12 protein-coding genes are annotated in these 14,201 nt (G+C 68.7%); 1 reads left to right on the top strand and 11 read right to left on the bottom strand.

All coding sequences use genetic code 11. The features are described 5' to 3' along the window. Nucleotides 1-2: 2 nt before the first annotated feature. The 11 genes from OG252_RS44945 to OG252_RS44995 form a co-directional block, all read right to left on the bottom strand. Entirely contained in the window at nt 3-1,136 is a 1,134-nt protein-coding gene (locus OG252_RS44945; protein ID WP_329343554.1) for an FAD-dependent monooxygenase, read from the bottom strand. Between the two features lie 459 nt (nt 1,137-1,595). Beyond that, complete coding sequence (locus OG252_RS44950) at nt 1,596-2,498, bottom strand: 3-keto-5-aminohexanoate cleavage protein (RefSeq protein ID WP_329343556.1); 903 nt, start codon at nt 2,496-2,498, stop codon at nt 1,596-1,598. Next, entirely contained in the window at nt 2,495-4,678 is a 2,184-nt protein-coding gene (locus OG252_RS44955; RefSeq protein ID WP_329343558.1) for a hydantoinase B/oxoprolinase family protein, read from the bottom strand. Before OG252_RS44955 ends, OG252_RS44950 begins: the two co-directional genes overlap by 4 nt. A 1-nt stretch (nt 4,679) precedes the next feature. Beyond that, complete coding sequence (locus tag OG252_RS44960) at nt 4,680-6,776, bottom strand: hydantoinase/oxoprolinase family protein (protein WP_329343560.1); 2,097 nt, start codon at nt 6,774-6,776, stop codon at nt 4,680-4,682. Between the two features lie 9 nt (nt 6,777-6,785). After that, a complete protein-coding gene (locus OG252_RS44965; protein ID WP_329343562.1) occupies nt 6,786-7,934 on the bottom strand; it encodes an alpha/beta hydrolase family protein in 1,149 nt (382 codons plus the stop codon). A gap of 2 nt (nt 7,935-7,936) precedes the next feature. Beyond that, nucleotides 7,937-8,764, bottom strand: coding sequence for an SDR family oxidoreductase (locus OG252_RS44970; RefSeq protein WP_329343564.1), 828 nt, complete (start codon nt 8,762-8,764; stop codon nt 7,937-7,939). A 36-nt stretch (nt 8,765-8,800) separates the two neighbouring features. Further along, the gene (locus OG252_RS44975; RefSeq protein ID WP_329343566.1) at nt 8,801-10,006 is read right to left on the bottom strand and encodes an NAD(P)/FAD-dependent oxidoreductase; all 1,206 of its coding nucleotides are present in this window, start codon (nt 10,004-10,006) and stop codon (nt 8,801-8,803) included. Between the two features lie 3 nt (nt 10,007-10,009). Then, nucleotides 10,010-10,210 (bottom strand): ferredoxin, encoded by a 201-nt coding sequence (locus OG252_RS44980; RefSeq protein WP_329343568.1) that lies wholly within the window; start codon nt 10,208-10,210, stop codon nt 10,010-10,012. Continuing rightward, nucleotides 10,207-10,740 carry an aromatic-ring-hydroxylating dioxygenase subunit beta gene (locus OG252_RS44985; RefSeq protein WP_329343570.1) on the bottom strand — a complete coding sequence of 178 codons (534 nt, stop codon included), beginning with the start codon at nt 10,738-10,740 and terminating at the stop codon, nt 10,207-10,209. Before OG252_RS44985 ends, OG252_RS44980 begins: the two co-directional genes overlap by 4 nt. Continuing rightward, nucleotides 10,737-12,140 carry an aromatic ring-hydroxylating oxygenase subunit alpha gene (locus tag OG252_RS44990; RefSeq protein WP_329343572.1) on the bottom strand — a complete coding sequence of 468 codons (1,404 nt, stop codon included), beginning with the start codon at nt 12,138-12,140 and terminating at the stop codon, nt 10,737-10,739. The genes OG252_RS44985 and OG252_RS44990 overlap by 4 nt, the downstream gene beginning before the upstream one ends. Nucleotides 12,141-12,165: 25 nt before the next feature. Beyond that, complete coding sequence (locus OG252_RS44995) at nt 12,166-13,104, bottom strand: VOC family protein (protein ID WP_329343574.1); 939 nt, start codon at nt 13,102-13,104, stop codon at nt 12,166-12,168. A gap of 143 nt (nt 13,105-13,247) precedes the next feature. On the opposite strand from OG252_RS44995, the gene OG252_RS45000 reads away from it, so the two are divergent. Beyond that, the gene (locus OG252_RS45000) at nt 13,248-14,168 is read left to right on the top strand and encodes a LysR family transcriptional regulator (protein WP_329343576.1); all 921 of its coding nucleotides are present in this window, start codon (nt 13,248-13,250) and stop codon (nt 14,166-14,168) included. The last annotated feature ends 33 nt before the right edge of the window (nt 14,169-14,201 follow it).

The raw sequence follows: 14,201 nt of genomic DNA on the forward strand, positions 1-14,201 counted from the left end.
GGTCACGGCCTCCTAGCCATGGCTGCATGGCCGTCGCGCTGGAGCTGGACCGAGTCCAGGAGACGCCCCGCAACGGACAGTTCAGCGATTTTTACGGATATGTTCGCAAGCTGCCGGCCGCGCTCGACGCGCCGGTCGCTGAAGGCTCTGAGCGCTTCGTCGACGGTGGCGTTCCGGTCCAGCTTCTCGGCGAGGGCGACGCCGTCTTCGATGGCCAGGGCCGCGCCGCTGGTCATCTGAGGCGACGGCGCGTGGGCGGCGTCTCCGATCAGGACCACTCGGTGGGCGTGCCAGTCTCCGTCGACGAGACAGGTCTCCACCCGGCGGCGCACCACGTTCTGCGGATCGGTGACGGTGTCGCGCAGTTCGGCCGCCCGTCCGGAGAGGTCCGCCATCAACTCCCGCACGCGGCCCGCCAGTTCACTCTGGGGGTACATCACGGGCTCGGTGGTGTTCTCGGTGAGGAACACGTAGGCCGTGGTGTCACTGATGGGGATCACACCGGAGCCGTGTTTCGACCCGGTGAAGGTGTGGGCCGTAGTAACCCAGTCCAGCCGCGGGACGAGCGCCCGCCACACCATCTGACCGGTGTACTCGGGCTTCCCGGACCGTTCCAGCAGACCCCGGACGGCGGAACGGATGCCGTCGGCCCCGATCACGAGATCGAAGCGCCGCTCCGCACCGTCACTGAGGTGCGCTGTGACCCCCTGCAGGTCCTGCACCAGGGTGTCGACGGTGAGGCCGATCCGCAGCCGCACACCACGCACCTCAGCCTTGTCCCTCAGGATGCGGAGCAGGACGGGCCGGCGGAGCCCGACCTGCACGGGACGCCCCTCTTCGAGCACGGACGGCACCTTGAGCGTGGTCTTGAGCTCGGCCGAGGAGTCACAGTTCATGACTTCGCAGGGCAGCGCGTACCCCTCGGCCGCACATGCATCGGTGAGCCTGACGGCGTCCAGGGCGCGCAGCGCTGGACCGGTCAGGAGCAGCCCCCATCCCGCGACCGACCAGTCGGGCTGCAACTCGGCGACCTCGACCTCGTCACCTCGTCCGGCCAGCGCGATGGCGGCGGCCAGCCCTCCGATGCCGCCGCCGACCACGAGGACCGACAGGGGCCGTCTGTCTTTCGCGCTCATGTCTCCCTCCGGAACGTGTGGGTGATCCGGCGAAACTAGAACCGCACCACCGCAGCCGCTATCCCGTCCGGGAGGGACCTGTCCACATCCTGCAACGAAACCTGACCGACACGGAATTGCCACGGTGGAGGGGATGCCGGGTGCCGGGCCCGTTCCGTGCTGTCGGCCGATCCGCGGCCGAATCCTTCAGCGCCCTCCGGTATCCCGGCGCCGGTACGAGCCAAAGCCCCGCCCTTCAGTTCCGAGATCATGAGGCCGCCCCTGCGCATGCGTGATCCCAGGAGCGGATCGAGGCAGCCGTCGAACGACGGGGGAGCCTGCCGATGTCGATGTCCGGAAGCACCGAACGGTAGAACGCGTGCTCGGTGTTCTCCGCTCACCGGTACCCGGCGGTGTGGTGGAACCGGCCGGAGGCGTCGGTGTCGGACCAGGCGACGACGCCGGACGTGCTGTGGACGCTCACGCCGGCACCTCGTCGAGCTGCTTGAGGCCGAGCATCTCGCGCGCCTCGCCAGGCGTGGCGATCTCGTAGCCGAGTTCGTGGATGATGCGCACTGCGCGCTCGGCGAGCTCCAGGTTGGTCGCGAGTCGGCCGCGCGAGTAGTAGAGGTTGTCCTCGAGGCCGACCCGCATGTGTCCACCGAGGAGCAGACCGTGGGTCGTCGCCGGAAGCTGCGTCGGCCCGATGCCCGATACCCCCCACACCGTTCCCTCGGGAAGGTGCTCCACGAGCAGCTGGAGGATCTTGGGGGTGTACGGCAGGGCGCCCTGGAAGCCTCGGTGGCCGCCGAGCACGATGTTGCAGTAGTACGGCTGCGAATCCAGGCCCGTTGCGGTCAGGGTGGTGAAGTCGGACAGGATGTGCCCGAGGTTGAAGACCTCCCATTCCGGCTTGATGCTGCGCTTGGTCATCTCCTCCAGCAGCCAGCGGGTGCGCTTCGGCGTCGTGGTGACGAGGTACTCCCGTTCGGCGGTGCTGACCGTGATCGTGTGTGAGTCGAGGGTGGCCATCTCGCAGCCCACGCCCTCGATGCCCTTGATCCGTTGGTGCCAGTCCAATTCCCAGAGCTCGTCGTTGAGTTGAACCGGCATGTCGCCGTGGATGCCGCCGCCGGTGGAGTTGTTGATGACGATGTCGGTGCGGGCCCGGATCAGCGAGTTGATCTCGGAGTAGACCTCGGGATCGCAGGTGGCCAGACCGTCCTCGCGGCGGGCGTGGACGGCCACGACACTGGCGCCGGCCTCCCAGCAGCGGGCCACGTCGTCGGCGATCTCCTGCGGGGTGACGGGCAGGTGCGGACTCTGCTCCTTGGTGGCCATGCCGCCGGTCGGGGCGATGGTCAGGATGATCTTGCGGCTCATCGGGTGTCTCCCGCCGTTGTGCCGACATGTTCGAGAAAGGCGAGGTCGAGTTCGACATCGTGGAACGGCTCCTGGTCAAGCAGGTGCACGTCGACCGCGAGCAGAGCACCGGTCCTCGGACAGGCCCAGCCGGTGACGGTCAGATCAGTGTGGAGGGTCGTGCCGACGGACGGTGGCAGCGTCAGGTTGAACCTATGGGCTCCTTCCCGCCACCGGGTGGAGCCGGAGGAGAGCACGACGCCCTCGGGGGTGCGCACCTGGAACTGTCCGGTGGCCGCGTCGCGGACGAGGAGGAGCCGGTCGCCCAGCCGTACCGCGTCGTTGGGAACCGCCTCGGTGACCGTCACCGGGTCCGCGACGGCAGCCGGCTCGATGCCTAGCCGGGCAGCGCGCTGTTCCCGGCGAGCGGCGGAGGTGGCGGCCGTGTCGACAGACCCGCCGTTTTCCGAGAGCACCACGCCGTAGGTCGCCCGGGCCTCCTCCTGTGTGACCAGGCCGTAGCGGATGTCGCCCAGGACGTCGGCGGGGTCGCGGTCGAGTGGGTCGCCGATGCCGCCGCCGCCCTGCCAGGTCACCTCGAACAGGTCCGCCGGGGTGATCGGGAAGGAGCCGGGCTTTGGCCCGAGGTCCCGGGGCTGTCCCGCGCCCGCCCGGAAGCGCTGGCTGATCATGGCGCCGGGCAGGCCACCGCCGAGGCCGACGGAGTTCGGCACCTCGGCGCCATGCGTCATCACCAGCGCCTCGGCCTCCGGCACGGAAACGGTGAGGCCGACCTCGGCCCCAAGACCGCCACGGCGGCGACCGGCACCACCGGTACCGTGGGCGATCCGCCGGTAGTGGTAGAAGAGCGGGGTCTTCTGTTCGTTGACCTCCACGTCGGCGATCGAGGGACACGGGGCGTTGATCGGTCCGGCGGCGTTCTGCCCGTCGTGGTCGGCGAAGGCGCCGAAGCCCCCGGCCAGCGGGTCCATCAGGTGGAGGCCGAACACCTTTCCGTGCCGATCGCGGCCGGAGAGGTTGAACGTCGCCATCGTGCCGCTGCTGACGGCCTGGGCACGGTGTGCGTACTTCGGCGAGGCGAGCAGCAACCGGTTCAGTGCCGCGGAGACGACGTTGCTGACCGTCCAGACGGCCTCGACGGTGGCGGAACCGACCGGTGCCGGTGGTACTGCGGTGCACACCAACCCGTCCGGCGCCGAGATCTCCACCGGCCGCAACAGCCCTTCGTTCCACGGGATGCCGAAGCCCAGGGTAGGAATCACCGCACCCGCGACGCCGCCGACCAGGCCGGCGCGTGAGGAGTTCACGAAGCCGTTGGCCTGGGGCGACGAACCGGAGAAGTCGAAGTGCAGACTCTCGCCGCGCTTGGTCAGCACACAGTCGATGGTGAAGAGGAGGTTCTGCTTGCCGTCGTGCTCGAGGAAGTCGCGTGTGTGCACGACTCCGTCCGGCAGTTCGCGCAGGCGCGCGCGCAGAAGTGTCTCGGCATCGTCGACCATCGTGTGCATCACCGAGAGCACGGTGGACTTGCCGTACCGGTGGGAGAGTTCGGTGAGCCGCTCGCCTGCGACGTTCAGGGTGGCGATGAAGGCCCGGATGTCGAGGCCCAGCTGGTCTGGAAGGCGCGACGCGGTGAGGATCATCGCGAGTACGTCCTCCCGCAGTTCACCGCCGTCCACCAACTTGACGGCCGGGATGCGCAGACCCTCCTGCCACACCTCGGTGGCCTTGGGCGACCACGAGGCGAAGTCCATGCCGCCGACATCGGTCTCGTGCGCCATCACGCCTGCCCACCCGAGAAGTTCGCCGTCCACGATCAGTGGTGCGCACATCTGAACGTCGTTCTGGTGCAGTGCGCCGATGAACGGGTCGTTGCCGATGATCCGGTCGCCGTCCTTGAGCCTGGTGCCGTTGCCCAGCAGATGCCGGATCAGCGATCCCACGGGGGGCGCCTCGAAGGTCACCTGATGCCCCATCGTGACGAACTCGCCGTCCGGCAGGTAGATGCCGGTGAAGAAGTCGCTCGCCTCGGTCACCGTCGGGCTGCCGCTGACCGACTGCAGCGCGAGCCGCATCTGGTCGGTGATGGCGACGAGGCGGCTGCGTACGACCTGGCGGATCACCGGGTCCGTGTCGGCGCCGTCCAACGAGACGGGGGCGACGTCGATTGCGGCGGTCATGTCAGTTCACCTTCACGTGGATGAGGCCGAGTGCGTCGGTGGTGGCGACCCCGCCCGGGGGAACCACCACGACGCACCCGGGGAGCTGGACGAGCGCGGGACCGGTGATCTCCTGACCGGGCGCCGGCCGGCGGACGGCGTACACGGCGGTCTCGTCGGGCCGGCCGGCGTCGTCGAACACGACCGGACGTGTCCCGAGCCGGGTGAAGGGCTCGCCCGTGCCGTTGCCCGGCGTCCCGGCTGCGGGCAGTGCCGCCACCGAGCGGACCGAAAGAATCTCGAATCCGGCTTCCCGGAAGCCGGATCCCTTGCCCCACAGCTGCTCGTACTCCTTCTCGAAGCCGAGCAGGAGCTCGTCGACGGCATCGTTGTCGGGCGGGCCGGCCACGGTGACGTCGACGTGGTGGGCCTGGCCGAAGTAGCGGATGGAGGCCGTGTGGGCGACCGTGCCGCGGTCGGGGTCGGGAAGGGCCGCGAGTGCGCGCGCACGGGTGTCACTGAGTGCGTCGGCGATGGCCTGCGCGTCCTGGGCGGTCGGGCCGACCTCGGCGAGCACGCGCCGGTAGCAGGTGCGGGAGGCCGTGGTCCTGAGGTCAGAGGTGCCGGCGCCGTAGGCCGACTGGGCCGTCGCAGTCGGTGGCACGATGAAACCGGCCAGGCCCGCCTCTCGGCACAGGGCCCACGCGTGAGACGGTCCCGATCCGCCTCCGGCGACCAGGGTGAACTCCCGAGGGTCGTGGCCGCGTTCGATGGTGACGGCGCGCAGCAGGTCGGCCATTGCGTTGTCGAAGACGACACGGATCGCCCGAGCCGCTTCGACGGTGCTCAACCCGAGGGGCGTGCCGACCCGGTCCGCGATGGCCCGCTGCGCGGCTTCGCGGTCGAGGACGATGCCTCCGCTGCCGAACTGCTCCGGGTCGAGTACCCCGAGGACAAGATCGGCGTCGGTGGTCGTCGGCTCGGTGCCGCCCTTGCCGTAGCAGACCGGGCCGGGCTCGGCACCGGCGCTGCGTGGTCCGACGTTGAGGACGCCGCCTTCGACCGACGCGATCGAGCCGCCGCCGGCGCCGATCGAGGCGATGTCAATGCTCGGCACGCGCATGTCGGCGCCGCCGAAGGTGACCTCGTCGCTCATCAGCGCGACGCCGCCCGCGATGACGCCGACGTCGAAGCTGGTGCCACCGACATCCATGGTCAGGACGTGCGGGGTGCCGAGTTCCGCCCCGAGTTTCTGGCCCGCCACGACGCAGGACGCCGGACCGGAGAGCAGGTTCGACACGGGCCGCTCGGTGACCGTCCGCGCCGGGACCACGCCTCCGGCGCTCGTCGTCATCATGATGGGCGCGGTCATGCCGAGGGCGGCCAGCCGCTCCTCCAGGAGGGTGAGGTAATGCCCCTGGACCGGCCCGAGTGCCGCGTTCGCCACCGTGGTCGAGGCGCGGGCGTACTCACCCACCGAGGGCGCGATCTCGTGGGAGAGGGAGAGGAAGACACCGGGCAGCTTCTGCTCGACGAGCCGGGCGACGGCGAGTTCGTGGGCCGGATTCTCGGTCGCCCACAGCAGGCAGACGGCGACAGCCTCCGCACCGATGTCCCGCAGCCTGCCGATCGCGTCGAGCACGCTGCTCTCGTCTAGCGGCGTGCGTACGACACCGTCCGAGTCGATGCGTTCGGCGATCTCGACGACCTGGGTGCGGGGCACCAACGGCGGGACCTGGCCGCGCAGATGGTAGTCGCCCAGATCCAGGCCCTGCAGGCCGGCTGTTCCGCGGCGCAGTCTTCCTATCTCCAGGACGTCGCCGAAGCCGGCGGTCGTGATGAGCCCGGTTTTCGCCGTGCGTCCGGTCAGCAGCGCGTTCAGGCCGACGGTGGTGCCGTGCCCGAACCGGGTCACCAGGGAGCACAGCTCGCCGGTGTCGAGGCCTACGGTCTCGGCAGCCAGGTGCACGGCGTTGATCACGCCCGTCACCACGTCGGACGTCGTCGGGGACTTGCACACCCAGGACTCGCCGTCCGGGGACCGGAGCCACAGGTCGGTGAACGTGCCACCGACGTCGGTGCCGATCTCCCAGCCGGTGGCGGGGGATGGAGTGGTCATGGCTCCCTTTCAGAGTCGGTCGGCGACCCAGTCGGCGATGTAGTGCGAGGGAACGGACTCGTTGTCGGCGCCGGCGTGCGACGCACCGCCCCCGGCGCGGCTGAACACCTTGAAGTGGCGGTCAGGACTGTTGACGGCGTTCTCGTACTCGGGCACGGCGAACTCCATCGGGATCTGCCGGTCGTCCTCGCCATGGGTGACGAGGAAGGGGACGGCGATCCGCTCGACCACGCCCTCCAGCGTCATCCGCGGTGCGAAGGCCATGAAGTCCTCGAGGCTGTCCTTGCCGAACACCCACTGGACGTGGTCCCAGTAGTGCGGCACGGGGTTTTCGCCCTCCCGCTGAAGCCGGCGCTTCTGCAGTTCACCCCAGTTGTGGTTGGCTCCCCAGACCGCGCAGAGCTTGAAGCGCTCTTCGAACGCGGCCGCGCGGGGGGCGTAGTAACCGCCGAGCGAGACACCGCTCATGCCGATGCGCGTGCCGTCGACATCCGGTCGGGTCTCCAGGTAGTCGACCGCGGCGCTCGCCCAGCGCTCGCTGTCGTGGACCGCCGTCAGTCCGCGCTCACGGAGCGAGGCGCCGGTGCCCGGCTGGTCGACGCAGAGCGTCGCGATGCCGCGACGCGCCAGTTCCCGCGGGAGGCCCAGCCGGAACAGCATCTCCTTCATCGAGTCCAGGCCGTTGCAGAAGACCATCACCGGATAGCCCCCCGCCGGGGGCTCGCCGTCGGCGGGGAGGAACAGCGCGGGGTACGAGGTGCCCTCGTAGGGGACCTCGACGAACTCGGCGCGTTCTCTGCCGTGTTCGATCGCGAGCCGGAACGCCTCCACGGACTTGCGGTAGGCCACCTCGCGGGGCGCGTAGTGACGGCTCTGCATGCGCTCGGCGACCAGGTAGTAGACCGAGGCGCGGGCGTAGCGCGCACCGGCCGACAGCGGATGCCCCTCGGCGAGATCCTGCTCGGCACTTTGGACAAGTCCGTCGGCGAAATCGCACCACGACTGGAAGAACTTCTCGGTGCCGGCGTCGTCGCCGTCCTTGGCCGCGTCGACCAGCGGGGCGCAGATCTGCTCGACCTCGCCGATCTGGCCACCGCAGTTCATGGCGATGCTGACCGACAGGCTCCAGACGTAGTTGGTGGGGAAGTAACGGAACATGGTCACTTCCCGACGCGGTCGGCGGCACCGTTGCTGATCACGGCGCGGTTGAACAGGCCCTGGTCGGCGACGATGGTCTGGCCGGTCATGGTGGTGTTGCTGCGTGAGGCGAGGTAGGCGTAGATCGGCGCGTAGTCCTCCGGGGTCGGCAGGGTGGGCAGGAGGGCGAGGGAGAGGAACTGCAACTCGAAATCCTCCTTGGGTATGTCGGACTGCTTGTTGTTCTCCAAGCCGAGCGCACGGGGCCCGCGGAGCTGGCTGTTGGCGATGCCCGACGGGGCGACGCCGTTGACCCGGACCCTCGGTGCGAACTCGTACGCGAGCTGGTTGACCACGCTGCGCACCGCGCCCTTGGCAGCGGTGTAGAAGAGCCCGCCGCCGTCGGCCGCGTAGGCAGCGGTGGAGGAGGTCAGCACGATGGAGCCGGCTGTCTTCTCCAGATCGTCGACGAAGACCTTGGCGGCGAGGATGTAGCCGAGGGTGTCGACGTGGAACACCTCGTCGAACAGCGACTCGACCTTGTCGAGGGGTACGTCGCGCAGCGGGATGTTGCCGTCGAAGATGCCGTGGGCGCCGACGAGGGCGTCGATGCGGCCGAAGCGGTCGAGCACCGCCTGCCGGCAGGCGACCAGGTCCTCGGTGCGGGTGACGTCGCCCCGGACGAGCAGCACGTCGTCGCCGAACTCGGCCTTGAGGTCGATGAGTTTGTCCGCGGAGATCTCCATGACGGCGACCTGCGCGCCCTCGCCGATGAAGTGGCGGGCGATCCCGAGGCCGAGGCCGGAGCCGCCGCCGGTGATGAGGACGACATGGTTGTCGAGCATCTGCATGGTGGTTCCTTGCTGGGGGAGTCGACGAGAGGGAGATCAGGCGGACGACGCCGCGTTCAGCGCGTCGTTGAGCGACGCGCGAGCACGCAGCAGCTTCCGATACGTCCGCAGGGCGCGGACGCGGCCGCAGACGGTGGCGGCGTGCAGCTCGTCGTCGGCGCCGTGGGCGACGACGAAGTCGCCGGTGGCGATGGACCCTTCGACGACGATGTCGGTGTCGTCGGGTCGGCGTTCGCCGAGCATGTGGAGGGTCAGGCCGTACTGTTCGGTCCAGACATAGGGCACGGAGTCGTGGTCGACGGCTTCACCCCGAGCGATGTTGAGGCCGACCCGACGGCCCTGCTCGATGGCGTTGGTCCAGTGCTCGAAGCGCCGGTGGCGGCCGTGGAGCGGGTCCCAGCGGCCGGCGACGTCACCGGCGGCCCACACCCCCGGGACGTTCGTCCGCCCGGCCGCGTCGGTGACGACACCGTGGTCGAGTTCGACACCCGAACCGATCAGCCAGCCGGTGGCTGGCTCCGTTCCGACTCCCGCGAGCACGCTCACGGCCTGTCGTATCCGCCCGTCGGTGAGATGGATGTCGTAGCCGTGCGGTGCCTCCTCGACGGAGGTCGTGGCGGTGCCGAGGTCGAAAAGGACCCCGTTCGTCAGGTGCAGGCCGTGCAGCCAGCCGGCGACCTCGTCTCCGACGAGGTGGGCAAGGGGGCGTTCGGCCGCGCTCAGGAGGGTCACGTCGACGCCGTGCGAGCGGAGCGCGGCGGCCACCTCCAGGCCGATGAACCCTCCTCCGATCAGCGTCACCGGACGCCCGCTCGTCGCGAGCTGCCTGGCGGTGGTCAGATCGGCACGGCTGCGCAGGGTCGGCAGGGCGGTTCCGCCGGCCGTCACGATCGGGCGAGCAGTGACGCCGCTCGCGACGACGACGTGCTGCCATCCGATCGCTTCGCCCCAACTGGTCACCACGAGGCGGCGGTCGATGTCCAGGCCCATGGCTCCGTGGCCGGCGAGAAGATCGATTCCCTTGGCGGTCAGTTGCTCGCGGGTCCGCAGTGGAGTCGGCGTGGCGTGCTCCTTGGCGGCCAGCAGGCTCTTGGAGAGCATCGGCCGGTCGTACCCTGGCTCGGCCTCCTCGTCGAGCACGGTGAGGGGGCCGGTGTACCCGCCCTCGCGCAGGCCGTCGGCCGCGGAGAGTCCCGCCGCCGACGCGCCGACGATCACGAGGCCGTCGTTGGCTCGGCTCACGGATCAGCCCTCGACCAGGTGCAGAGCCTGCGCCGGGCAGGACCGGACGGCCTCCTGGACGTCCTCCAGGTCATCCTCGGACAGTACGTCGCTGGTGACGACCGCGACCGGGCTGCCGGGCGGAACGGCGAAGACTTCGGGGTGGATGCCGACGCAGATTCCATAGGCGGTGCAACGCCCGGGGTCGACGGTCACGGTGGTCACAGCAGCACCCCCAGGTTAGCGGTCTTGAGACTGGTCTCGGTCAGGATCACTTCGCGGGCGAGGAGCCGCGGACCGGCGGCCGAGAGGCGGACGCGGTCGTTGCGGCGGCACGGGATCAGGTCGAAGTGGACGTCGATCCCGCGCTGTCGGTAGAGCAGCAGGGAGCTGTACGCCTCGACGACGTCGACCTCGGAGGTCGTCCTCACCTCGACGCTGCCGACGAGCCGCATGGTGCGGGACGGGGGCACCTCGGAGTAGGCGTGACCGGTGTTCAGCCGGTCCAGCCGCGTCCGCACGTGGGCCTTGGTGTCGCGGATACGCCACGCGGCGCGGTTGACCTCGTCACTGCGCGGTTGCGTCGACTGGCGCGACGGCACAGTGTAGAGAAGGTCGTCGTCGAGCAGTGCGAACCACTCCTCCTCGCGGCCCTCGTCCAGCAGACGCGCCTCGTACGCGAGGAACTGCGCCACCAGGGTGTACGTCGCTGGGTCCACCGCGAGGATGTCCGGAGCTTCGGTGGCTGCGGTCATGAGTGCGTCCCTTCGGTGGTCCCGTTGCCGGTGGTGGTCTCGCCCTTCATCGTGCGCAGCCACTGGCGAAGGAAGTTGAACTGCGCGTGCTCGCCGTAGCCGGTGGTGCGGTGGACGCCGGGGCCCCTCCAGTCCGGGTCCGGAGCGTCGTCGACCGGTGAGTTGTTGCCCTGCTGGTAGTGGAACTTCAGGGCTTCCTTACGCATCCACGGGCTGGCGGCCGCACGCTGGATGCCCTCCCAGGCGACGGTGTCGTCCTGCTCGTAGAGCCCGGCCGACCCGAAGCAGTACTGGCCGGCGACGAAGTCGCGCTGTGCGGACTCCTCGTCCTGGAAGTTCCACACGAACTGCCAGTTCCACAGCTCGAGTTTGCCCGGGGCGACGGGCTGCCACTGGCGGAAGCTGGTCATGACGGCCGGCGGGCCGTCCGGGAGCGGGGAGAAGATCCGGATGAAGCTGAGGTTTGGGAAGATGGTCCCCACGGTGGGAGGTTCGTGGTCGACCACGAAGCGCTGTGTCTCGTCCAGGCCACTGAGGTCGAACTGCGACTTGTACTCGTCCGGGTAGCCCCACAGCGTGAAGCCCGGGTGGATCGCCTGGGTCCAGGCGTGGCCGATGAAGGTGTGCCCGTTCTCGAACTCGTAGGTCCGAGCGATCTCGCAGGTGCCCTGGACACCTTGGAGCATGTCGACTTCCTGGATGCTGAAGTGCAGGGTCGGCAGGTGGTAGACATCGCCGGCGAAGTTCTCACCGGCCGTCTTCCAGTCGCCGTTGACGGTGTACCGCTCGGGCGGACCCGCCACGCGCATGCCGTCGGGGTGGAGCTGGGTGATCAGGTCGAGCATCCAGGCACCGCCGCCGAGCCACTCCTCCAGCTCAGGCACCTCCTCGGACAACGAGGCGAAGATGAAGCCTTTGCGGTTCTCGACTCTCGGGGCGCGCTTGAGGCTCCACAGCTTCGGGTCGAGCGGTTCGCCGTACGCGCGGTTCATCAGCGGCGTACCGACGAGCTTTCCGTCGTTGGCGTAGGTCCAGCCGTGGTAAGGACACGTGAAGAAGCGCGAGTTGCCCGCGTCGGTCTGGCACACCTGGGTGCCGCGGTGACGGCAGTAGTTGGACAGCACGTTGATGCCGCCCTTGCCGTCGCGGGTCACGATGACCGGGTCGAGTCCGATCTTGCGCTGGACGAAGTCACCGGCCTTGGGAATCTCGCTCTCGTGGGCGACGAAGACCCAGGTGTTGGTGAAGATCCGCTCCATCTCGGCCCGGAAGACGTCCTCGTTGTGGAAGATCTCGGCAGGGACGAGATCCTCCTGCATGTCCTTCTCGACGCGGTCGAGCAGCACGTTCAGCGGGGTCGAGAAGGGCGCCGAGGACGGGGGTTCGTTCGTGAGAGTCATCGTTGACTTCCTGTTCACGAGATGGTCAGAGCGGGGGTGCGACGAACACGCCGCGGTCGGGGTCGTTGAACTGCTGCTTGGCCACGAACTCGTTCATCTGGTTCGCGGTGCCCCACTGGTCGATGAACTCGGGCTTGGTGACGTCGTAAACGGATGGGTGGTGCCGGTCCCACTCGACGGTCTCGAGTTCGGTGGTGTACTCGACGTTGTTGCCGACCCGGTCCAGGAAGTAGGCGTAGGTGTTGTCGCCGGCCTTGTGACGGCCGGGACCCCAGATCTGCTGGACGCCCTCACGCAGCATGCGGCCGGTGCCGCGCATGAACTCGTCGATGCCGCGCATCTCGAAGGAGATGTGGTGGACCGCGACGTGCGGACCGCGGGCGACGGCGAAGGAGTGGTGCCAGTCGTTGCACCGCAGGAACCACATGAAGTCCCCGCGGGCGCCGAGGCACAGGGTGTCGGAGAGCCGGAAACCGAGATGCTTGACGTACCACTCGACGGTCGCCTCGGGGTGGTCGGAGTTGACCACGAAGTGCGAGAGGCGGACGGGAATCGACTCCCGGGCCTCGATCGCCCGGAAGTTCCGGGAGGCGACGTCCGAGGAGACCTCGACCACGCGCCCGTCGCCGTCGAAGAACCGGAAGCCGTAGCCGCCGCCGGGGGTGTCGAGTTTCCTCGGCTCGTGGACGATCCGGACGCCCTGCTGGGCCAGTTGCTCCGCGAGAGTGTCGACGTCCGTCGCGGAAGCGGCCCCGAACGAGACCAGGTCGAGTCGCTTCTGGTCGTCCTTCCGCAGGCGCACGACGTACTGCTCGGGGGATCCCTCAGCGGCCAGGAAGTGCGCACCGGTGTCGGACTCGACGGGGGTCAGGCCCCACAGGTCGCGGTAGAACGCCAGCTGGCGGTCGAGGTCGGGCGCCGCGATCGCCACGTGGCGCAGGTGGGTGATCAGTGGCTTCGTCACGTTCTCTCCTCATTGAGTGGCGACGACAGCGGTGACGATCTGCGCGTTCACGCGTCGTTAATGGGAAGGTAATGACGCCAATCACCACGCACAAACAATTCCTCGCAATGCTCGGCATTGATGAAATCAATTAATATGGCGTCATGGATCTCCGGCGCGTCGACCTCAATCTGCTCGTCGCCTTCGACATGCTCATGACTGAGCGGAGCGTGACCCGTGCGGCGGACCGGCTCTCGATCGGGCAGTCGGCCATGTCGTCGACGCTGTCCAGGCTGCGGAAGCTCTTCAACGACCCGCTCCTGACCAGGGAGGGGCGTGGTCTCGTCGCCACGCCACTGGCCGAGTCACTCGCGGGGCCGGTGCGCGAGCTCCTCACCGGAATCGAGATCGTGCTCGCGCAGCGCGAGGCGTTCGACCCGTCCACGGCCCGGCGAACGTTCTCGGTGATAGCCAACGACTACCTGACGATGACGTTTCTCCAGCCGCTCATCGCGCGACTGTCCGTCGAGGCGCCCGGTATCCGGCTGAACATCTTCCCGACCGGCGATGACTTCGCCGACCAACTCCGTGGGCACCGGGCTGACTTGCTGGTGATGCCGCGGGAAGCCTTTGAGGAACACGGCCAGTTCCCGCACCGGGTGCTGTTCCATGACCGCTATCTGGTCGCCGTCGACAAGGATCATCCCGAGGTGGGCGACGAGATCACCATGGAGCAGTTCACGAGCCTTCCGTACTTGGCCGCCTCCTCGGGACATCTGCGGGGTCTGTCGGAGATGCAGCTCGACTTCCTGGGCGTGCCACGCAACGTCGAGATCACCGCCGGGTTCGGCATGGCACCCTTCCTGTTGAGTGGCACCCGGCTGATCACGCTGGTCCACGAACGGCTCGCGCGCAAGATCGGAAAGGCCGCGGGGATCCGCCTGCTCGAGCCGCCCATCCCACAGCTCCAGCCCATCACCGAGATCATGGCCTGGACGAAGCGGACCGACCGCGATCCCGGACACCGCTGGTTCCGTCAGTGCCTGCTCACGCTGGCCGAGGAGGAACCGGCGAGTCGGCCCTGAACTCCTGTCGGATCCGGACGACGTTTGCCGTGC

Origin of the sequence: Streptomyces sp. NBC_01352, assembly GCF_036237295.1 — a bacterium.
GTDB lineage: Bacteria > Actinomycetota > Actinomycetes > Streptomycetales > Streptomycetaceae > Streptomyces > Streptomyces plumbiresistens.